Consider the following 20668-nt stretch of genomic DNA (forward strand, 5'->3'; position numbering starts at 1 on the left):
GAGGGAGTACTTGTGAATAATCAAGTGTTAATTGTAGGCGCAGGTCCGACCGGGTTAGCTTTAGCATTAGGCCTTACTAAACAAAACATTCCATGTAAAATTATCGATAAGAATAAGGGCCCTGGTGAGGAATCGAGAGCAATGGTCGTTCAGGCAAGGATTCTTGAATTTTACGAACAACTTGGTATTGCTGATAATGTTATTGATAGAGGAATTAAAATTAAACATTTACAATTCTTCGAAAATTTCAAACGTAAAGCAAAATTAAATGTGGAAAACATGGGGGAAGGGCAAAGCCCCTTTCCATATATTTTAAGCTTGCCGCAAGATGAACATGAAAAGGTACTCATTGAGTTACTTGCTGAACATGGTGTGGAAGTAGAATGGCAAACCAAACTAGAATCTTTCACGGATGGTGAAAATGAGGTATGTACTCTTCTGAATAAGGAAGGACAGAAGTCAGATGAAGTGTTTCAATATGTTTGCGGTTGTGATGGCTCGCATAGTACAGTGCGAAAGGCTTTAGGTTTTGATTTTATTGGAGGTTCCTATGAACAACTCTTTTATGTGGCAGATGTCTATTGTGAATCAAATGAAATAAACGGTTTTCAGATGCGATTATTTGACGAAGGATTTTGTATTATTTTTCCTATTCGTACCACCGGTTCATTTCGTTTAATTGGTATTGTCCCAGAACTATTGAAAGAGAAGGACGGATTACAATTTTCCGATATAGCTCCGTATTTACAAGAAAAATTGTCTATGGTGATAACAAAAGTAAACTGGTTTTCCACTTACAAAGTCCATCATCGTATGAGTGAGCATTTTCGTAAAGGGAGGATATTTATTGCTGGTGATGCCGGTCATGTTCATAGCCCCGCAGGTGGACAGGGGATGAACACAGGTATTGGTGATGCGATCAATCTTTCATGGAAATTGGGTGCTGTCATTGATGGAAGAATGGATTCGTCTGTTCTTGACTCGTATGAAGAGGAGAGAATGGCTTTTGCGAAAACATTAGTCTCAACCACTGACCGCTTATTCTCCATCATGGTCGGAAAAGGCAGGTGGAATCAGATGATACGAAGTATTGTGCTACCTACGCTCATTCCTAAATTAACGAAGTTTACTACTGTTAGAAATATGTTATTCAAAGTGGTTTCACAAATACGGATTCATTATCGTGATTCTATGCTTTCAACTGGCAAAATTGGAAAAGTAGCTGCTGGGGACCGCCTACCATGGGTGGCATTTACTACTGGTACTAACTATGATCTGTTACATTCTTTTAACTGGCAAATTCATGTATATGGAGATGTAATATTTAACACAAAGTCTGTTGATATACCTATTACTTTTTTTCCATATTCAAAGATTGTGGAAAAAGCCGGTATAAAAGAGGGGACAATCCTTCTGATTCGTCCTGATGGTCATGTGGCAGTAGCTTGTGAAGAGGGAGTCAATGAAATCAACGCATACGTTAAAAAATGGCATGTGAGAATCTGATTCCTCGAGGTAAAGTTTTTATTGAAAATAGTATAGCCCCTAACGCTTTTAAAAGGTGAGGGGCTATAGTGAGTTTTGTTATATCATTGTTATACCCCTTTTCCAGCAACAAATTCAAAAGTGCTGACCACTTCTATATTTACAATAATTGGCTTCGCTCGCTTAATTAGGTTTTGAAAAACCTCTAGTGTAAGTGACTCTTCGTGGGCCTCTTTACTCGACCACACTTCATATACATAAACGATATTTTCTTCTTTTTTTGCCGTATTAATAAGATAAATTTGACAAGGCTGATGGCGTTCCATTTCTTCAGATGCTTGTAATAGAAGATTAACTAATACATCACCTTGGTTATCTTTCGTCATAAATTTCGTAAATTGGCTATACTGGTTCATGTATATCCCTCCTAATCGTCTCATACTTCATATAGTTCTGCCTTCATAAAACAAAACCCTTGAAAAGATTGGAAATATATTTGTATTTATCTTTGGGAATTCCTGAGGTTTATGTAGGTAAAAAAGAATCGGAGCCAATGGGGTATTCTTTCAGAAAATGAAACAGATTAAGAACTAATAAGCAAGGAAAGGAGAGGATGAGCAACGTAAAAGGAAAAATCGAAGCTAATAAGAAGTTAGACAATTAAAAAGAGGAACTTGAATCCTTGATTATGATAAAGAGTTTCAGTATCAGGTTTATCCACTAATCAAAAAACTTTCCTTTTATAATCATAGGACAATCCACTATTGCAATGCACCGCTACTTCAAGCAAATTCCCCCTAGATTCCTTCAATAAGAATTCCTTCTCTAAATAGTTTTAACAATATTTTGAATATTAACCAAAAAATTATAATGATAAAATTTCCAGTTGAGAATAGACTGAGAATATTTTTCTAAAACAAAGTCAATAAAACTCTATATTTAAAAGGTTTATTGAATATTATTCCATTTAAATGATATTGATAATCTTTCTCAACTATGATAATCTACTTATTGAAAAATGATATTAATATATTTTATATAAAAGAGAGGGGAAATAGGGAGGATGTTTAAGAAAGTATTAGGTCTTATTAGTCTTGCTGTACTAATGATTATCGCTGGATGCAGCTCTAGTGAGTCATCATCTGAAGGAAAGGCTAGTAGCGAGGATAAAAATAATGTAGAAGTAGAGGAATTGAAAATCGGGGTCCCAAGTGATGTAGGTCCCTTGAATATTTATACAGGAAACATGGATTGGTTAACAGATCTTGTGTACGATAAATTATTTTCTCCATCCCCTTATGTAGATGAGCCACAACCATGGTTAGCAGAATCAGCAGAGCAGTTAGATGATACAACTTGGCGTGTCAAAATTCGTTCTGGTATTAAGTGGCATGATGGAGAAGACTTTACGGCTGAAGATGTGAAGTTTACATATGAGTACTACCGTGATGGACCACCAAACCGTCACACGCACCATGTAAGTGAAGTGCCAAAGGTTGATACTATTGAGATTTTAGATGATGGGGAAACATTAGAATTCAAATGCGCTTATGCTTGTCCTTCAATGGCAACCATCACATTTGCCGACTTACCAATCTTACCAAAACATATTTGGGAAAATGTTGAGAATCCACGCAAACATACGGATTTAGCTATTGGAACAGGCCCTTTCAAATTAACGGCATATGAACCAGATCAATACTATCAATTCGAGGCAAATACTGATTATTTTATGGGTGCACCGACTGTGAACAAGTTGAGTATGCCAATCATTAAAGATTCAACAGCGATGTTCAATGCTTTGACATCTGGTGAGATTGATACAACGACAAGAACTGTACCAGCTGAATTACAAGAAACTTTACAAAAAACAGACTCTATGAAGTTGGCAAGTACATCGCCGCTATCAATCGTACAATTTGGATTGAATTATGAGATGGAACCATTTAACTCAGAGGAGTTCCGTCAAGCAATCTCTCTTGGCATTGATCGTGAGAGTATTGTCAGTACAGTTCTTTTAGGACAAGGAAGAGCGGGTGAAAAAGGGTATCCGCATCCAGATTCACCATGGACAAATCCCGAATTATCAACACCATTCAATGTAGAAGAAGCTAACAACATGCTAGATGAACTTGGATATGAAGATAGCAATAATGATGGCTATCGTGAAACACCAGAAGGAGAAAACTTAAAACTTGATATTAGTGTTTCTTCTGCAGAGCCATTATATATCCGTACAGCAGAAATGTTACAAACTCAAATGAAAGAAATCGGTATTCAGTTCGAAGTGAAAACAATGGATCCAACAACTTATACAGCGGCTGTATCTGAAGATGACTTTGATTCTTATGTAAGTTTAATTGGTCCTCATGGTGTAGCTGACCCGGATCAGTTCATTATGTCTCATCGATCTTCTTATCTTTGGACAAAAGATCTACCTTATCCAGAAATGGATGAGTTAGTATCGAACTGGATGAACGCGACTACAATCGAAGATCGTAAAGCAATCTCTTTTGATATGCAAACACTATATAATGAGCAACCAACTGCGATTGCCCTTTATTATCCAGAAGAAATCTATGCGTATAACGCCGATGTATATGATCAATATGTTGAGTCTTTAGGCTTTGGTATTATAAATAAATTCAGCTTTTTACCAGAAGAAGCACGTAAAGTTTCCTCCACTACACCAGTGCAAGTAGTAGAGTAAGGAAGTTAGATAGAAATGAAGCATTTGGCGAAGGTGAAAAACAAAATAGGTCAATATATATTAGTGATATTTGTTACTTTAACGATAAATTTTGCTTTGCCACGTCTCGCTCCGGGTGACCCGTTATTATATTTCTTTGGTGAAACAACAATCAATGAATTAACAGCAGAACAAAAACAAGAGGCCCTACATTCATTGGGCCTCGGTGGTTCTTTATGGGAGCAATATTGGACGTACTTAAAAGGCGTTTTCACTTTAGATTTTGGCACTTCAATAAAATATGGTGTCGCGGTAACAGAAGTGTTAGCAGAACGTATTCCATGGACATTATTGTTAGTAGGGACGGCTTTAATTCTTAGTCTTGTAATTGGTGTAAGTGCGGGAGCATATTCGGCATGGAACCGAGGGAAGAAACGTGATTTAACCATATTAACCGGCATGCTGACATTGGAATCTATTCCTGGATTTTGGATCGGGATGATGTTTCTATCGATATTCGCTGTCCAGCTTGGTTGGTTTCCTACTTTCGGAGCGGTTTCAATGGTACAGGATGGTACCACTTGGGGTTATATCAAGGATGTCGTCAGCCATGCCATATTACCAGTGATTACGATTACGTTAGCTACAGTCGGCTCTAATTATTTACTCACTCGCTCCAGTATGTTGGAATCATTAGGGCAAGATTATATGACCGTGGCTGAAGCGAAGGGAATTAAGAAACGAGCACTTGTGTTTAAGCATGCATTAAGAAATGCTTTGTTACCAATTTACACCCATTTCACATTAAGTGTGGGAACACTACTTGGTGGAGCGGTTGTCATTGAAACGGTCTATTCATACCCTGGGATTGGCCGCTTGTTGTATGAAAGCGTAACGGCTAGAGACTTCCCTATGCTACAAGGTGTCTTTTTACTTGTGACAATGGGTGTCATATTGGCCAATTTAATTGCCGATTTAACGTATCCATTATTTGATCCGCGTGTGCGGAATAGGAAGGAAGAGAAGGGAGAGGAGATCACTCATGCGTAAAACAACAAAGTGGATTGGCTTAACGGGTTTAGTTTTATTCTCAGCCATGTTGGTATTTGCCCTTTTTGGACCTATGCTTATTCCTTACGATGCCTATAAAGCATCTGGACCTCCCTTTCAATCTCCTAATCTTGAACATTTATTAGGTACAAATGATATGGGGCAAGATATATTGGCGGAGTTGGCTGTTGGCGCTAGGACTTCGCTCTTTATTGGTATTGCCTCTGCTATTCTAGCAGTTTTTATCGGTGGTTTAATAGGTGTGTTAGCTGGATATATAGGCGGTAGATTTGAAACAGTAGTATTACGAGTAATAGATATCGTTCTTACCTTACCTTTCCTGCCATTAATGATTGTTGTAGCAGTTTATATGGGAGCTGGGATTTTTACTTTAGTGTTTGTTATTACATTAGTTATGTGGGCAGGTAAAGCGAGACAAATTCGCGCACAAACCCTTTCTATCAAACATACTGGCCCTGTTTTAGCAGCAAAAACAATGGGCGCAAGCCACTTTTATATATTTTATAAACATATTTTACCTGGCGTGGTACCAATTTTTATCCCTCAGTTCGTAACAGGAGTGAATGCAGCTATTTTAATGGAATCGTCTTTAAGCTTTTTAGGAATGGGTGATCCGTTAACAAAGAGTTGGGGAAGTATTTTATTTTATGCGAATAGCCGAAGTGCTTTTTTAACAGAAGCTTGGGTGTGGTGGATTATTCCTCCAGGCGTATGTATCGTGATTGTTGTTTTAGCCTTTTCATTGATGGGCTACTACTTAGAAGAAAGATTCAATCCACGTTTAGGCGATTATTCTGTAAGAGAAAAAAGGAAGAAACAACCTGTCAAAACAAAAGAACATAAATCTTCAAAAGGTATTCTGCTGTCTGTTGAGAGTCTTACAGTTGCATATCCAAAATCAGGTGATTATCGCTCTGTTGTTGATGATGTTAGTTTCGTAGTTAAAAATGGTGAAGTGCTAGGTATTGTTGGTGAGTCAGGAAGTGGCAAGTCAACCATTGCTACAGCGATTATTCAACAATTAAAGAGACCGGCGAAAGAGTCAGGTGAGATTTACTTTGAAGGTAACCTCATACAGCATTTTGATGATGAAGGGCTTAGACAAATACGAGGGAAGGAGATTGGCTATATTGCACAAGCGGCCATGAATGCACTAAATCCGGTTATTCGTATTGATAAGCAGTTGCAAGAAGCCGTCAGAGCCCATTATCAATTAAGTAACAAAGAAATGGATGTGCGTGTTATTGAAGTGTTACAACAGGTTGGTTTGGATGAGAAATGGCGCTTAGCCTATCCGCATGAATTATCAGGTGGAATGAAGCAGAGAGTAATCATCGCGATGGCTTTAATTAATAAGCCCAAACTCGTTATTGCAGATGAACCAACAACAGGACTTGATGTCATTGTCCAGGTGGAGATTGTGCAATTATTACGCAAACTACAAAAAGAGTTAGGTATTTCAATGATTTATATCTCCCATGACCTTCCTTCCGTTTTGAGCGTGACGGATCGACTTATGATTATGAAGGAAGGGCGAAAGGTAGAAGAGGGGCCATCTGTTGAGTTGTCTAAGTTATCCACGATCCCTTATACGAGAGTGTTAATCGATAGTATACCAACGCTATATCCGAAGAAAGAAACAGTGGAGGTGAGCCGATGAGTGCGGATTTATTACGCATTAATTCTTTAAAGAAATCATTCTATCGTTCATCTTCTTTGCAAACGAAAGTATTATCCAATGTCTCTTTTTCCATGAAGGAAGGGGAAATTGTCGGTTTAATTGGTGCAAGTGGGGCAGGCAAGAGCACGATTGGTCGTATAATAAGTGGCTTAGAAACAGCAGATAGTGGAGAAATCCTTTTTGCTGGTGATGACCTAACTAAAATGAAGACGAAAGTACGTCGTCAATTAGCGAAAGATATTCAAATGGTCTTTCAAGATCCATATGAGGCATTGTCGAGCCGAATGAAGATTCATGAGATTGTTGGAGAGTCCCTACATATTTTACAAATTGAAAAGGGCAATCTTGAGCAAAGAACCCAATTAGTTAAAGAGGCCCTTCGTAGTGTGAATCTCGACCCAGACTATTATATGAATCGTTATCCACATGAATTATCCGGTGGAGAAAGACAAAGAGTGGGGTTAGCAAGAGCATTTGTGTGTAAACCGAAACTGATATTAGCTGACGAGCCGACCTCTATGCTAGATACATCTTTACGCCTGGATTTAATTAGGTTAATGAAAAGGATGAATCAACAAGAAGGTACATCCTATTTATTTATTACACATGATATTGCGTTAACACGTGACTTTTGCGATCGATTGATTGTTCTAAAAAATGGAGAAATCGTTGAAACTGGAGAAACGTTAGATGTCATTATGAATCCAGTACATCCTTATACGAAAACTTTAATAGAAGCCTTATTAATACTAGAAAATCATGGAGGTTAAAAAATGACTATTCAATTTATCTCATTAAACGCTGGTGGTGTTTTTGCCCAAACTCGTTTAGAAAATCAAGATTCAACTGGCTTTACACATGTAGATATTTACCAGTTACCATATACAGACTTCACTCCTTATGCATGTTTAGTTATTGGGGGTATGTGTGATCAGGACTTTTTATTAGAGCATAAGGACATAATTTCATCATTTTTAGATGAGGGGAAAATTGTCATATTCTCAGGCAATCTAGTCACGGATTGGTTACCAGGCGGTCGCCCGTTTGTGCCGAAGGAGATTAAGAGTTTTCAAGATTATGCAGTCAATATTGAATCAGCTCACCCAATTTTTGAAGGAGTACTAGAGGATGATATGACTTTTAATAAAGGAGTTGCTGGATTTTTTGCTCGCGGTCATCATCCGTTACCAGAAGGGGCAGAGGTGCTTCTTACATTGGATGGAAAAGAACCGATTACATATATCGATCGACAAAGTACAAACGGGACGATTCTTGTTCATGTAGGCTTTGATTTATTCGGCTATATGGGAAGTAATGATCTAGAGAAAACTACGTCACGCATTTCTCCGCAATTAAGAAAATGGGTAGAAGAGGAATATAGTAAAACAATTCAGGGGGTACAATCATGAGAAAGATTGCTGTTGTTTACGGAGGAAGTTCGCAGCACCACCGCACATACAAAACGTCTGAGTTCGCTAAACATTTCCATCAATTAATCCCTATTAGAGAATTAGCAGAGGCATCGTTTGAAGAAATCGATGTTTTGCTCATTCCATCACAAACGCATTTAGGACTCTTAAAGGAAAATGTCGAGAAAATTCATGCCTATGCAGATAATGGTGGGATTGTTGTGACGTTTGGTCCGCAAGGCTTTGATTGGTTACCTAAACATGATTGGGAATTCCGAATTACGAATTTTTGGTGGTGGTTAGAGAAAGATGCGAAAAGCGGTCTTGTATTAGCAGGAGAAAACCATGATCTATTCAAAAATTATTTAACATTATCTGATGCAACATGGCATCAACACGGTGTGTACTGGCCACCCGAAGGCAGTGAAGTATTAGTAGCGACAGAAGATGGTGGAGCGGTATTTTATATTGATAAAGTAAGTTCGAAAGGAACATGGATTAATACGACGCTCGATCCTGATTATCATTACGGTTCTTATTTTATGCCGGCAACAGAACGGTTTTTAAGGGGATTTCTTCCTTGGCTTGAGGAAGGTAAGATTTAATCGTGATTGTATTAAATCGTGTATCAAAGAGTTATGGAGACAGAAAGGTTTTACAGGATGTCCAATTTCAGCTTCAATCGAATGAGTTCGCATTTTTAAAAGGGAAATCTGGATCTGGAAAAAGTACGTTAATTAAATTACTTTACAGAGAAATAGAGAGAGATAGTGGAGACATTCTGATTGATGGGCAAGAGATTGGACAAATGAAGAAATATGAATTAAGGAGAAAAATGGGTGTGGTTTTCCAATCCTTTGAATTATTAGAGCGAAAGACAGTGTTAGAAAATGTCATGCTCGCAGGAAAGATTTTAGGAAAACCACAAAAGGAGATAGAAAACGAAGCGGTTCGTCTTCTAACAAGAGTAGGACTGGCAGACCATCTCCACCATTTTCCGAAGCAATTATCAGGAGGGCAGCAACAACGCACAGCTGTTGTTCGTGCCTTATTGAATAAACCAAAGCTCATTCTAGCTGATGAACCAACTGGTAATCTTGACAGAGAAACTTCTCTCGAAATATTAACCTTGTTAAAAGAGCTACATGAAGAAGAAGGTGTATCGATGTTGGTTATCACTCACTCTGAACAACTGATTCAACAAATGAATGAGAAGTCATGTGTGATTGAGGGAGGTAAGGTTTATGAGCTTTGAATCACTCCGCTATATATGGGACGATGTCCAATCTGGACTGAAGCGCAATAAAGGTGCATCGCTTGCATCTATTATTCTTATCTTTGTAGCTGTCACTTTAATCGGTTGTCTGCTTTTAATGAGGCTTGCTCTTGAAGATACTATCACTTATGTGGAGTCGCAAATCTCAATGAAGGTGTACGTGGAGAAAGGGTATGATACCGAACAACTATCTTCTGTGCTTGTAGAGAATGATTTTATTCAATCTGTCGAAGTAGAAACAGGCGATGAAGTGTTAGCTGGTCTCTCACATTTTTTTATGAATAGAGAGCATTTGTTGGATTCCTTTACCAATGGGGCGATGAATGATGCTATTAAAGTCCATGTGACAGATGCAAGTCTAATAGAGGAAGTGGCTCGGTCTTTAGATGGTATGCAGGGCATTGCAGAGGTCATCTATCCACAAGAGATGGCTCAGACACTGTACGAGTGGATTAAGAAAGTTGAAACATATGGTAGTATCATTGCTATCATACTTTTAATCATTGCTTGTATGGTTGCCTACATTGCCTTTCATCTAGCATTATATCAAAGAGAAAAAGAAATTCGTGTAAAGCTATTAGTAGGAGCGAATCCTGCTCATGTTAGATTACAATTCTTAATTGAAGGGTTTTTATTAGGGTTAGTGGGTGGTATCTTGAGCATTTTCTCTACCTTTGCTCTATTTGAACTTGTCCTACATCCAATTGAACAAGCTGTGCCTTTTTTAATACAGTTAGATAGCTCTAATCGGATCATCGTCTTTAGTTTGCAATGTATTGTAAGTATAGTGATTGGCATTGGGGCAAGTTTTCTTGCAACAAGAAAGTTGATTCGTGATGTTTAAAAAAGTCATACTCACTATTATGCTTGTTATGGGACTCGCACTTCCTGTTTATGCTCACTTGACAGGCGCTTTTGCTGACTTTCTTGCCATTGTCTATGATGAATCAACGATTGATAAGCTAAAGGATGAGATGAAGGCAACAGAGAAGGAAATTGCTGCACTAGAGCCACAGGTAGAATCACTAGAAACAGCATTTAAGCAAGATCAAGGACTAGCCGTTGATCAGCTGCAATTTTATAGTGATGTTGGTCTAGATACATGGCTAGCTATGACTGAAAATGGTGAAGATATAGTTGATATCCAAGGGAATTATTGGCTGATAGAGCAGCAGATTGATGCGTATTTAGAGGAATTAAATACACTCTATCTGTCGTTTAAGCAACTAGAGGCAGCAAAGAATGCGTTAGAAGGACATCAAGAGTTGTTAGGGATGATTGAGAAAAATATCCAAGCTAGAGCGACCTATTTAGCGGAAAATGAAGGGTTAGGATTAGAACAGATCGCTAACTATTTAGATATTGATTGGACGGCTGAAATAGAGGATCATATTATTGCCGGTATTGAGCGCGATAATAAGCGAATTAATGAGGAGTTGACTCATTGGGTAGTGGCTCAACCTGATGGTACGTATAGATTGTCAGGAGAATGGTTAAATACTGAAAGTGATTTATCCTATTATTTTCGGGCGGATCATGTGTATATGGTTTACGAGCGTCCAGAGGGACATGTTATTTTAATCGGGCAAGTCTTACAGAATAAGGATGGACAATCCGCAAGCTTGATATTAGAAGAAGGCTTTTATAATGGATTTTTCTTACCGAAAGAGTTATTAGAAGAATTGATTCCATTTACCTTATCCTATGAAACTTTAAAAAACTTAGATGGCGTGGAACAACCATATCTTACACAAAAAGATGGTTATCTACAATTACAAACCAAATAAGGAGAGAAAAGAGATGTGGAAGAAAATCGTCAGTATATGTGCGGTGTTATTTATACTGATAACGTCACAAGCTCATGCACATGTGATGAATGCTGATAATGCTTATAATGATTTAAATTATACAGAGGCAAAAGGTGAGATATTGTTTATTACCGCTTTAGGGATGACGAATAGTCAAGATGAAACTGCCACTTTCAGACCAAATGACAGTTTGACGATGGAAGAATTGGCTGAGTTTGTCGCAGCATATTACCACCTTGAAGGGGAAAATACGGCCCAACAAGTAGTGGAAAAAGGATGGATCTCTTCACTCAAGGGGAACGCGACATTTGCTGATGTAAATGAAGCTTTCTTTGCAGGTGAACTGGCAATTGAAAATGGTTCTGAGGGCTTAACAAGAGAAGCATTTGCTATGTTTATTAGTGAACACGGAAGTTCGCTAATAGAGGAGGCTGGCTTTACTGAAGGGCCAGTTGGTCAAGTTGAAGCTGTCGAACAAAAAGAGATAAGTGTTGATGGGAAAGATACTCACCAATATCATATTCAAATAGGTGATGAAACAATCATACTTGCTGCTCACCCATATGTAGATGCACCATCTGTTGATCCTACTGTTTGGGAAGGAATGTATGTGACAACTTCATTACTAATGGAAGACCCTCATGATAACGGTGAAGAGGTGACACAGTTCTTATCTATATCTGAAGAGCAGCCTGTACAAGAACAAGTAGTTGAGGAAGAAACATCTTCTATTGATGAAGAAAGTAAGAAAGAAAAAGCTGAAGTAGTTGAAGAAGAGAAAGGTAATCATTATGCCAATTGGTTGTTTATCGGCTTAGTTGCTGTTGTCGTTCTTATCGTTGTCGGTTTGTATATGAAAAAAAGGAAATAGTTAGAGAGGGATTATAACCGTAACAAGAAACTGATTAAACGTTTCTGTTACGGTTTTTTATTTGTTTAGAGGTGGTGATAAATTAGTGATATTTGAAGAATTTAAAAGATATTAAGTCGTTCTTATCATTTGTTCACACAAGTTAAAGAGTTGGGTATTTAAGATATACGCATTATTCAAAGTGAAGAAAGAGATTGAAAGCCGAGTAGAAGAAAGTTGTTGCATGTCACTCAGAAGAAAAAATTCAAACGAGAGGGAAGCAAAAGAGGAGAGCGAGTCACTCAGATGAGGAAACCAAAACGAGAGCGAAGGAAAAGGCGATAGCGGGTCACTCAGATGAGCAAACCCAAACGAGAGCGAAGCAAAAGGGGAGAGCGAGTCACTCAAATGAGCCAACCCAAACGAGAGCGAAGCAAAAGGGGAGAGCGAGTCACTCAGAAGAGCAAACCGAAACGAGAGCGTAGTAAAAGGCGATAGCGAGTCACTCAGATGAGCAAACCAAAATGAGAGGGAAGCAAAAGGAGAGAGCGAGTCACTCAGAAGAGCAAACCGAAATGAGAGCGCAGCAAAAGGAGATAGCGAGTCACTCAAATGAGCAAACCCAAACGAGAGCGCAGCAAAAGGGGAGAGCGAGTCACTCAGAAGAGCAACCCGAAATGAGAGGGAAGCAAAAGGAGAGAGCGAGTCACTCAAATGAGCAAACCCAAACGAGAGCGAAGCAAAAGGGGAGAGCGAGTCACTCAGAAGAGCAACCCGAAACGAGAGCGAAGCAAAAGGCAATAGCGAGTCACTCAAATGAGCAAACCGAAACGAGAGGGAAGCAAAAGGAGATAGCGAGTCACTCAGAAGAGCAAACCAAAATGAGAGGGAAGCAAAAGGGGAGAGCGAGTCACTCAGAAGAGTAAACCAAAATGAGAGCGCAGCAAAAGGAGATAGCGAGTCACTCAAATGAGCAAACCCAAACGAGAGCGCAGCAAAAGGAGATAGCGAGTCACTCAGAAGAGCAAACCAAAATGAGAGCGCAGCAAAAGGAGATAGCAAGTCATACACAAATCCGAAAACAGAAAAGAAAGCGTTGCAAATGTAGTTTGCGCGTGACCCTGGTTCAAAAAATCATTCCCTTCAGCCACACAAGTAATTTCACTTATTGCTGCAATTAGTCTTCTGTTTAGGCCTCTCCTCTGCAATGTAACTCCAGTTTTTTTGTGATTGAACAATTAAAGCCACCAAAAAACATGTATCTTCCAACTGAATATTAATTTAAGTTTATAGGAATAAGCTAGCCAATTAAACAAATAATACCAATATCTTATGGAAGATAGAGAGGGTGGATCAATGAAGTTTTCTCGCCTTCAACTTGCTTTTGTCATTATTTTATTTATAGGCATATCTAATCATGTGCTCATTTTACCCCATTTGTTGGGTTTGGCTAAACGAGATGCTTGGTTAAGCGTTTTAATCGCCTACGGTATTATGTTTGTTTGGATATTTTTATATAAGATCATCTTATCTAAAAATCAAGCTGGCGAACATACCTTCCTTTGGATGAAAAAAAGAGTTGGGACATTTCTTTCCTATAGTATTATGAGTTTGTTTCTCTTGTATTTTAGTGTTGCTGGTATTGTTTCATTTTTTGATTTGATCCAATCAGTGCATATTTTTTTCCTACCATTTACACCTATATGGATTGTCGCCCTACCCTTTATTTTGTTATGTGTGTGGGCAGCCAGTTCAGGCATCAAAACGATCATCTATACTTCGACCATTCTCTTGCCTATTGTATGGGGATTAGGTATGTTTGTCGCGATTGCCACATTAGAGGAAAAAGATTATTCCTATCTTTTGCCGTTATTTGCTGATAAAGACGCTTCTGTTATTGAAGGTGTAATCATCGTGCTAGGTGGGAGTGTGGATTTACTTATCTTCTTTATCATTCATCACTATTTTGAAAAGAAGATACCATACTGGTATTTAATGTTGTTATTAACTGTTTTAACGATGCTTATTATGGGACCAACCATTGGTTCATTAACATCATTTGGTCCAAGTATGGCTGCTAATATGCGGTTTCCTGCATTTGAACAATGGAGACTTGTATCAATTGGGGATTTAATATCCCATGTGGATGCTTTAGCTGTGTTTCAATTATTAAGTGGTGTAACCATCAGAGTCTCACTTTGTTTATTTCTTATTCCGGAAATAATCCATATTCAAAAAAAGTGGTGGAAGGTTATTCTCATAACTTTAACAGCTCTTATCTTATATGGCATCGTTTCCTTACAGACGAGCGATATTCTTGTTTTTCATATCATTAAACATTATTTTTACAAGGTTGCCCTATGTTTTGGGGTGGTTATGACCATTATTTTATTGTTCGTCAGCTATCTTCCTAGCCGAAAGGGTGAAAAAGAGTATGACCGTGGAAAGTCAATATAAACAATTAGATAAACTTTTAGATACCGGAAAGCTAAACAGTCGGCATTTAGAGGAATTATTTAATCAGACATCAGATATCCATTTGGTTACACAACAAAATGTCCTCACCTTATACGCTGATGGAATGATTAGTAGAGAACAATATAACCGTTATGTACATGCGATTGTGACTTATTTCAATGAAGGATACCGCTCGAAAGAAATGGCATCACAATGGCCAACATTTTTAAAAATTCATCAAACAAAGGATATGGTGAGTCATTTACTAGGTGGTTATGTCATCTTCTATGTAAACGGAGGCAGGAATTATTTTGCTATCGATATCGCTCAAATTCCACATCGCTCACCTGAAGATTCACAAACGGAGGTTGCCTTAAAAGGTGCAAGGGACGGATTTACGGAAGAATTACATACAAATATGGCTCTGATTAGAAAAAGAATTAAAACAGAAAAGTTAAAGAGTGAAGTCTTTCAAATTGGAAGTGAAACAGAAACAAAAACAGTGCTTGTCTATTTAGAGGGCAAGGCTAAGCAAAATGTGATTGATGAAGCGAGAAAAAGATTAGAAAAAGTTGATGTAGAAAGCCTTATTAGTGCGGGGCAACTTGAACAATGGATATCAGATAAGACATTTTCTCTCTTTCCTCTTTTAGATTATATAACGAGGCCGGATTTTGCAGCGCAATGTTTACTTAGAGGTCGATTTGTTATCATTGTTGAAGGGTCACCTACGGTATTAATAGGGCCGATGAACCTATTAGGAATAATCAAATCTCCTGAAGATGTTCACTTTCCTTATTATATTGTTGCCTTTCAAAGATTGCTTCGAGTAGTTTGTTTATTTATTGCTATATTCGTGCCGTCTTTCTTCCTTGCTATCTCAAATATTAATATTGACCAACTACCTTATCCTTTAATTGCAACCATCGTCATTTCGCGCCATGGATTACCCTTCTCCTTACCATTAGAATCGTTTCTCATTCTCCTTCTTTTTGAATTACTAAAAGAAGCGGGAGTTCGGATGCCGACTGCCTTAGGGCAAACGATTTCTATTGTAGGGGGTATAATTATTGGAGATGCGGCAATTAGAGCAGGGCTTGCTTCTCCAACATTGCTTGTTGTTTTCGCTGTGGCGGCAGTCGCCACTTTTACATTAGTAAATCAATCGCTTACTGGTACTGTAACGATCCTCCGATTATATACGATGCTTTTCTCTACTTTTTTAGGCGTTTATGGATTTGCCTTAAGCTTCATCAGTATTGTTGTTTACTTAACAAGACTTGAATCGTTTAAAGTGTCTTATTTAGAGCCGATAACATCTCTGAATTTTGGTGAGTTTTTGTCCGCTTTCATGGTCAATCCTTTTCGCAGAAGAAAGAATGAAAACTGGATTGCGAGTATAAGGAGAAAGAGCAAATGAAAAAGCTCTTCCTTTCGTTATTATGTCTCCTTCTCCTAGTGACATGTGCATCCTGTAAGTCTGACATGAAAGAAATACAGAATTTGAATTTTGCAACTGCCTTAGGTGTAGACTTTAAAGATGGGAAATACCAATTATATATACAACTTGTTGGACTTGATTCTGTCGCAAAAACCGAGGGTGAAACAAGCTATGCTCAAACATATATTTCTATATCTTCTGGAGAAACATTATTAGATGCGTATTTTGAATTATATAAATCTGAACAGGAAGTTATTATATTTTCGCATATTTCAACAATAGTTGTCAGTGAAGCGATTTTAAATCATGGTCTTGACCATGTGTTGGACGAGTTGACGAGATATTATGAATATAGGCAAACGCCTTGGATATTTGCTACCAAAGATCCAATCGATAAGGTGTTGTCCACACTAGGTTTATTTAAACAGTCTTCTCTAGAAACCTTATTACATCATCCGGATCGATCAAGTAAACAAAGTACAATGGTAAGACCGATCAAGCTTTATCAATTCTTTAGAGAAATATTTGAACCTGGGAAAACGACTTATTTACCTGGTATCACAATCACAGAGAGCCAATGGAGGAGTAACGAAAAGAAAGAGCCTAAATTGACTTATAGTGGCGCCTTTTTTATTAAAGATATTAAATATATAGGTTTTTTTAATTTAGATACAATTAAAGGCATAAGGTGGGTATCTAAGGGTACAGAAAGGTCTTCATTGAAAGTGCCTGATGGGGGAAATCAGGAAACGATTATTGTTATTGATAATATCAAGACGAAGAAGAAACTTGTAGATAGTAAAGAGGGCAAATATCAATTTGAAGTACAACTAGAAGTAAAAGCGAGTCTTGGGAATAAGGTAAATGACCAGACATATAACCAGTTACTTAGAGAAACAAAAGAAAACTTGTCAAAGGAAATTAAAGATCTATTCCAATTAGGGGTAGAGGAAGGCATAGACTTTCTTGACCTGGGTCATATTCTCTATCGTAATGACTTTAAAAGCTGGGAAAAGGACAAGGAAAATTACTTAGCTAAAAGTGAGGTAGAAGTAAGAGCAGATGTAACGATTCAACATGCAAGTGCATTTAAAAACAAACGGTTTGAAGAACTGAAAGAAAGAGGGAAGACAGACTAAGAACCTGGTTGAAACTTAAGTAGATTGGCTCCCCTATAAGTAGACAGAGATTATAAAGATGCTACTTATAAGGGAGTTTTATCAATATCTATTCGTACATGTTTAGTGTACGAATTTGTAGTTGTCGCCCATCCTTTTTTTCAATGGACATTTTATTGATATACTTTACTGTCAATCAATTGCAATTGGTGTTGCTGAATAATCTGCGCCAATTGGTCGCTATAGATTTTTTCGCCTTGTTCATTTTCAATTGTACTGTATCCAGCGTCTTGTAATGCTACTGCTTGCTCCATATAAGTTGTGCCATTGAATAGCCCATTTTTTTTGTAGCGATCGTGAGTGGCTAAGAACTCTCCGTGATCTTTTACGGAATCCTCCATTTGATCATATACCCTAAAAGCATCCTCAATTGTTTCATCATAGTACTCTTTCGTCTCTAGGTTTACTGATTCTCCGTCCCAATTATGGCTCTTGATGCCAAAGTAGTTATTATATTCGGATGAGAGGGTTGATCTACCCCAATCGGATTCAAGTATGGCTTGAGCAATCGTAATTGATGGCAGTATACGATAGGTTTCATAGTTTTCTATTGCAATTGCTTCAATATCATTGATAAAGTTTCGTTGCATTTTTTTTAGGTTATTATTGTCTGCTGCTTCAATTTGATCTGTTAATTGATTATAGTAATTTTTCACTTCTTCTTTTTCTTCTTGGCTGTACTCATTTTCGGTTAATACTCTATCAATCTCTTTTATTTTAAAATCATCATTTTCTTCGGTAATAAATTGATTTGTCAGTTGTTTTATTTCCTCATTACTTATTTCTTCAATGCCATACTTCACTTCTGCCATAGCTGAAACATATCGCCAATCAACTTGAGCCTTCCCACGACTCGTTTCGTCAACAACTGCTTGAACTTGTCCTGTTTGGTCAATGGAGATACTTTTTTCTTTATTCATAGCGATAAAGTAGATGCCCACTATAAACAAAACGAGTGTAAATAAAATCCACTTGCTCTTTTTCATTCGAATGTCCCCTTATTCCATATTACTTTCTACTAATATAACTTGAATCATGTTCATTCTTCCAGTGACACCTCTTTATAAGAGTAATAAACTAAATTTTCTGCCATTATAGATAAACATGAAAGGTTATCCTAGTCTGCCGATAAAAATAACAGGACAAAAGATGTGGTTATTTATTTTTGATAGGTCATTAATCACGCATTTTAGATAAAAAGGGGAATATTTATGGGCAAGTTATTCGATCGAAAGGGGAAGGAAAACTCATTCCTAAACCGCTTAACATCCACTATTCAATTTCAAATATTGCTGCCGTTCTTAGCGCTAATTATCATTGCAGTCATGACGGTAAGTTATGTTAGTTATTATTTTAGTATTAAAAATACGACAACGATCCTCAACCAAAAAGTAGAAGAACAATTAACGAGTTTAAATGATACTTTTGAGATGTTCTTTACTCAGAAACATCAAATCATGACTCGAATGACGATGAATGAGGACATCATTCCCTCAGAAGGTGACAATGACGAGGTATTAGCCTATTTCCGCGAAACACAAGAAACAACAGACTCTGTTATCAACCTTTATTCAGCTAGTGAGAGTACGGGTGAAGTGGTGATTTATCCTGAAGCTGATTTAGGGAATGATTTCCTTGCAAAGCAAAGAGATTGGTATAAGGAGGCAGTTAATGCAAAAGGTGATCCCGTATGGACAGCACCATACAAAGATGGTAGTACAGGGGAAACGATTATAACGATTTCTGAAGCCGTTTACCAAAATGATCAATTAGTAGGTGTTGTTGGGGCTGATGTACTTGTTGACACATTAATTGAGATGGTCAATAAAATGGACGTAGGTGACACAGGATATGGCATGATTGTCGATCCTTTTGGTAAATATGTTGCTCATCCTGATTCAGCACTTATTGGACAAGCCGCTTCATTAGATTTGTCCACAGACTCTAATGAACAATCACTTGGAAGTATTGAGTTAGAGGAGGAAATTGTTCATTATATTGAGAATCCTACAACCGGATGGACTATAGGCGGTATAGTCAAAACGAGGGATTTAGAAAAACAAGGGGAAGCAATCGTGTTACCTAATTTAATTACTATTGGTGTGGTTTTATTGTTAGCAATTGTTACTTCGTACTTCATTACCCGAGCTTTAACAAAGCCGATGCATGATGTAGTAGGCAGAATGAAAAGTATGGCAGATGGAGATTTTACTCATGAACCACTTCCTATTAAACATAAAAATGAGATTGGTCACCTTGTAATAGCAACGAATGAGATGAATCAACAAATAAAAACGCTTCTCGTTGATGTTCAAGATGTATCTCACACAGTAACAGCCAAAAGTGAGGAATTGAAATTAATTTCTGAAGAAGTAAAAGCAGGTACTTCACAGATTGCTACAACAATGGAGGAGCTTGCGTATGGTTCAGAAGCACAAGCGAAAAGTGCGAGTGACATTTCTTCCTTTATGAATGATTTTGTTGTAAAGATTGATGAGACCAATGCGAATGGTGAATGGATTCAAGAAAAGACAAAAGATGTTTTTGTTATGACGGAAAAAGGCACGTTAAATATGCAACAATCAACGAAACAAATGGAGACAATTCATGACATTGTCAGCCAAACAACAGCAAAAATGAAAACATTGGATCAGCAAACACAAGATATCACAAAGTTGGTTGCTGTGATAAAAGAAGTAGCTGAGCAAACGAATTTACTTGCATTAAATGCTGCTATTGAAGCAGCGAGAGCGGGAGAACATGGTCGTGGGTTTGCCGTTGTTGCAGAAGAAGTTCGTAAACTAGCAGAACAGGTGGCAGCATCTGTCCAAGATATCACATCTATTGTCATGACCATCCAATCTGATTCAAAAGAAGTCGTTGTTTCCTTGCAGACGGGATATACAGAGGTTGAAAAAGGAAAAGAGCAAATGGATGAAACCAATCAAACATTTGATGATATCCGCCTATCACTGCAAGAAATGGGAGAAAGTATTGCTCAAATTGCAGAAAATCTTAACGATATTACAGCAAATAGTCAAGAAATGAACGGTACAATTGAAGAGATTGCCTCTGTGACAGAAGAATCAGCAGCGGGCATTGAAGAAACATCTGCATCGGCAGAAGAAGTAAGCGGTTCGATGGAAAATGTGACTGAAAGTGCACAACACTTAAATAACTTAGCGACAAAGGTTCAATCATTAATTGGTCGCTTTAAACTTTAACATAGAAGAAGAAATCCTGTGAAAGCAGGATTTTTTTCTTTTTTTAACGAATGTTAGGGGTTGGTATATAGTGAAGTATTTTAAGGTTTATTAATAAAA

General features: G+C 37.7%; 19 protein-coding genes. 17 read left to right on the plus strand and 2 right to left on the minus strand.

Features of this window, described 5'->3' with window-relative positions; genetic code table 11:
- Window positions 1-12: 12 nt before the first annotated feature.
- Window positions 13-1506 carry an FAD-dependent monooxygenase gene (locus MKX67_RS04285; protein ID WP_342488905.1) on the plus strand — a complete coding sequence of 498 codons (1494 nt, stop codon included), beginning with the start codon at window positions 13-15 and terminating at the stop codon, window positions 1504-1506.
- An 89-nt stretch (window positions 1507-1595) separates the two neighbouring features.
- Here MKX67_RS04285 and MKX67_RS04290 read toward each other — a convergent pair whose 3' ends face one another.
- A complete protein-coding gene (locus tag MKX67_RS04290; RefSeq protein ID WP_095370505.1) occupies window positions 1596-1901 on the minus strand; it encodes an antibiotic biosynthesis monooxygenase in 306 nt (101 codons plus the stop codon).
- A gap of 647 nt (window positions 1902-2548) precedes the next feature.
- Here MKX67_RS04290 and MKX67_RS04295 point away from each other — a divergent pair.
- The 15 genes from MKX67_RS04295 (at window position 2549) to MKX67_RS04365 (ending at window position 17306) form a co-directional block, all read left to right on the plus strand.
- Window positions 2549-4195, plus strand: coding sequence for an ABC transporter substrate-binding protein (locus MKX67_RS04295; protein WP_328198440.1), 1647 nt, complete (start codon window positions 2549-2551; stop codon window positions 4193-4195).
- A 15-nt stretch (window positions 4196-4210) separates the two neighbouring features.
- On the plus strand, window positions 4211-5224 hold the full coding sequence (locus tag MKX67_RS04300; protein ID WP_342488906.1) for an ABC transporter permease: 1014 nt from the start codon (window positions 4211-4213) through the stop codon (window positions 5222-5224).
- Window positions 5217-6905 (plus strand): dipeptide/oligopeptide/nickel ABC transporter permease/ATP-binding protein, encoded by a 1689-nt coding sequence (locus MKX67_RS04305; protein ID WP_342488907.1) that lies wholly within the window; start codon window positions 5217-5219, stop codon window positions 6903-6905. The genes MKX67_RS04300 and MKX67_RS04305 overlap by 8 nt, the downstream gene beginning before the upstream one ends.
- Window positions 6902-7696 carry an ABC transporter ATP-binding protein gene (locus MKX67_RS04310; RefSeq protein ID WP_328198443.1) on the plus strand — a complete coding sequence of 265 codons (795 nt, stop codon included), beginning with the start codon at window positions 6902-6904 and terminating at the stop codon, window positions 7694-7696. Before MKX67_RS04305 ends, MKX67_RS04310 begins: the two co-directional genes overlap by 4 nt.
- A gap of 3 nt (window positions 7697-7699) precedes the next feature.
- Window positions 7700-8335, plus strand: coding sequence for a phosphate starvation-inducible protein PhoH (locus tag MKX67_RS04315; protein ID WP_342488908.1), 636 nt, complete (start codon window positions 7700-7702; stop codon window positions 8333-8335).
- On the plus strand, window positions 8332-8940 hold the full coding sequence (locus MKX67_RS04320) for a hypothetical protein (RefSeq protein WP_095370501.1): 609 nt from the start codon (window positions 8332-8334) through the stop codon (window positions 8938-8940). The genes MKX67_RS04315 and MKX67_RS04320 overlap by 4 nt, the downstream gene beginning before the upstream one ends.
- Window positions 8941-8942: 2 nt before the next feature.
- Complete coding sequence (locus MKX67_RS04325; protein WP_342488909.1) at window positions 8943-9590, plus strand: ABC transporter ATP-binding protein; 648 nt, start codon at window positions 8943-8945, stop codon at window positions 9588-9590.
- The gene (locus MKX67_RS04330) at window positions 9580-10455 is read left to right on the plus strand and encodes a permease-like cell division protein FtsX (RefSeq protein ID WP_328198446.1); all 876 of its coding nucleotides are present in this window, start codon (window positions 9580-9582) and stop codon (window positions 10453-10455) included. Before MKX67_RS04325 ends, MKX67_RS04330 begins: the two co-directional genes overlap by 11 nt.
- Window positions 10448-11398 (plus strand): hypothetical protein, encoded by a 951-nt coding sequence (locus MKX67_RS04335; RefSeq protein ID WP_095370498.1) that lies wholly within the window; start codon window positions 10448-10450, stop codon window positions 11396-11398. Before MKX67_RS04330 ends, MKX67_RS04335 begins: the two co-directional genes overlap by 8 nt.
- A 13-nt stretch (window positions 11399-11411) precedes the next feature.
- Window positions 11412-12290: a hypothetical protein gene (locus MKX67_RS04340; RefSeq protein ID WP_322910102.1), complete on the plus strand. Its 879-nt coding sequence runs from the start codon at window positions 11412-11414 to the stop codon at window positions 12288-12290.
- 503 nt (window positions 12291-12793) lie between these two features.
- The gene (locus tag MKX67_RS04345) at window positions 12794-13195 is read left to right on the plus strand and encodes a hypothetical protein (protein WP_342488910.1); all 402 of its coding nucleotides are present in this window, start codon (window positions 12794-12796) and stop codon (window positions 13193-13195) included.
- Between the two features lie 6 nt (window positions 13196-13201).
- Window positions 13202-13450 (plus strand): hypothetical protein, encoded by a 249-nt coding sequence (locus MKX67_RS04350; protein ID WP_322910100.1) that lies wholly within the window; start codon window positions 13202-13204, stop codon window positions 13448-13450.
- 175 nt (window positions 13451-13625) lie between these two features.
- The gene (locus tag MKX67_RS04355) at window positions 13626-14726 is read left to right on the plus strand and encodes an endospore germination permease (protein ID WP_322910099.1); all 1101 of its coding nucleotides are present in this window, start codon (window positions 13626-13628) and stop codon (window positions 14724-14726) included.
- Window positions 14704-16146, plus strand: a complete 1443-nt coding sequence (locus MKX67_RS04360) for a spore germination protein (RefSeq protein WP_095370493.1) — start codon at window positions 14704-14706, stop codon at window positions 16144-16146. Before MKX67_RS04355 ends, MKX67_RS04360 begins: the two co-directional genes overlap by 23 nt.
- The gene (locus MKX67_RS04365; RefSeq protein ID WP_322910098.1) at window positions 16143-17306 is read left to right on the plus strand and encodes a Ger(x)C family spore germination protein; all 1164 of its coding nucleotides are present in this window, start codon (window positions 16143-16145) and stop codon (window positions 17304-17306) included. The genes MKX67_RS04360 and MKX67_RS04365 overlap by 4 nt, the downstream gene beginning before the upstream one ends.
- A gap of 152 nt (window positions 17307-17458) precedes the next feature.
- Here MKX67_RS04365 and MKX67_RS04370 read toward each other — a convergent pair whose 3' ends face one another.
- Entirely contained in the window at window positions 17459-18331 is an 873-nt protein-coding gene (locus MKX67_RS04370; RefSeq protein ID WP_224934533.1) for a glucosaminidase domain-containing protein, read from the minus strand.
- A gap of 225 nt (window positions 18332-18556) precedes the next feature.
- Here MKX67_RS04370 and MKX67_RS04375 point away from each other — a divergent pair, with 225 nt between their 5' ends.
- Window positions 18557-20569 carry a methyl-accepting chemotaxis protein gene (locus tag MKX67_RS04375; RefSeq protein ID WP_095370489.1) on the plus strand — a complete coding sequence of 671 codons (2013 nt, stop codon included), beginning with the start codon at window positions 18557-18559 and terminating at the stop codon, window positions 20567-20569.
- The last annotated feature ends 99 nt before the right edge of the window (window positions 20570-20668 follow it).

It is taken from the genome of Cytobacillus sp. FSL W7-1323 (genome assembly GCF_038595015.1).
Lineage (GTDB): Bacteria > Bacillota > Bacilli > Bacillales > Cytobacillaceae > Cytobacillus > Cytobacillus kochii.

Bases quoted from the DNA above. Each gene is read 5' to 3' on its own strand.
- MKX67_RS04370 (WP_224934533.1), bottom strand. From the start codon at position 18,331: ATGAAAAAGAGCAAGTGGATTTTATTTACACTCGTTTTGTTTATAGTG.
- MKX67_RS04290 (WP_095370505.1), bottom strand. From the start codon at position 1,901: ATGAACCAGTATAGCCAATTTACGAAATTTATGACGAAAGATAACCAA.
- MKX67_RS04315 (WP_342488908.1), top strand. From the start codon at position 7,700: ATGACTATTCAATTTATCTCATTAAACGCTGGTGGTGTTTTTGCCCAA.
- MKX67_RS04335 (WP_095370498.1), top strand. From the start codon at position 10,448: ATGTTTAAAAAAGTCATACTCACTATTATGCTTGTTATGGGACTCGCA.
- MKX67_RS04305 (WP_342488907.1), top strand. From the start codon at position 5,217: ATGCGTAAAACAACAAAGTGGATTGGCTTAACGGGTTTAGTTTTATTC.
- MKX67_RS04310 (WP_328198443.1), top strand. From the start codon at position 6,902: ATGAGTGCGGATTTATTACGCATTAATTCTTTAAAGAAATCATTCTAT.
- MKX67_RS04300 (WP_342488906.1), top strand. From the start codon at position 4,211: ATGAAGCATTTGGCGAAGGTGAAAAACAAAATAGGTCAATATATATTA.
- MKX67_RS04295 (WP_328198440.1), top strand. From the start codon at position 2,549: ATGTTTAAGAAAGTATTAGGTCTTATTAGTCTTGCTGTACTAATGATT.
- MKX67_RS04345 (WP_342488910.1), top strand. From the start codon at position 12,794: ATGAGAGGGAAGCAAAAGGAGAGAGCGAGTCACTCAGAAGAGCAAACC.
- MKX67_RS04360 (WP_095370493.1), top strand. From the start codon at position 14,704: ATGACCGTGGAAAGTCAATATAAACAATTAGATAAACTTTTAGATACC.
- MKX67_RS04365 (WP_322910098.1), top strand. From the start codon at position 16,143: ATGAAAAAGCTCTTCCTTTCGTTATTATGTCTCCTTCTCCTAGTGACA.
- MKX67_RS04375 (WP_095370489.1), top strand. From the start codon at position 18,557: ATGGGCAAGTTATTCGATCGAAAGGGGAAGGAAAACTCATTCCTAAAC.
- MKX67_RS04320 (WP_095370501.1), top strand. From the start codon at position 8,332: ATGAGAAAGATTGCTGTTGTTTACGGAGGAAGTTCGCAGCACCACCGC.
- MKX67_RS04355 (WP_322910099.1), top strand. From the start codon at position 13,626: ATGAAGTTTTCTCGCCTTCAACTTGCTTTTGTCATTATTTTATTTATA.
- MKX67_RS04350 (WP_322910100.1), top strand. From the start codon at position 13,202: ATGAGAGCGCAGCAAAAGGAGATAGCGAGTCACTCAAATGAGCAAACC.
- MKX67_RS04340 (WP_322910102.1), top strand. From the start codon at position 11,412: ATGTGGAAGAAAATCGTCAGTATATGTGCGGTGTTATTTATACTGATA.
- MKX67_RS04330 (WP_328198446.1), top strand. From the start codon at position 9,580: ATGAGCTTTGAATCACTCCGCTATATATGGGACGATGTCCAATCTGGA.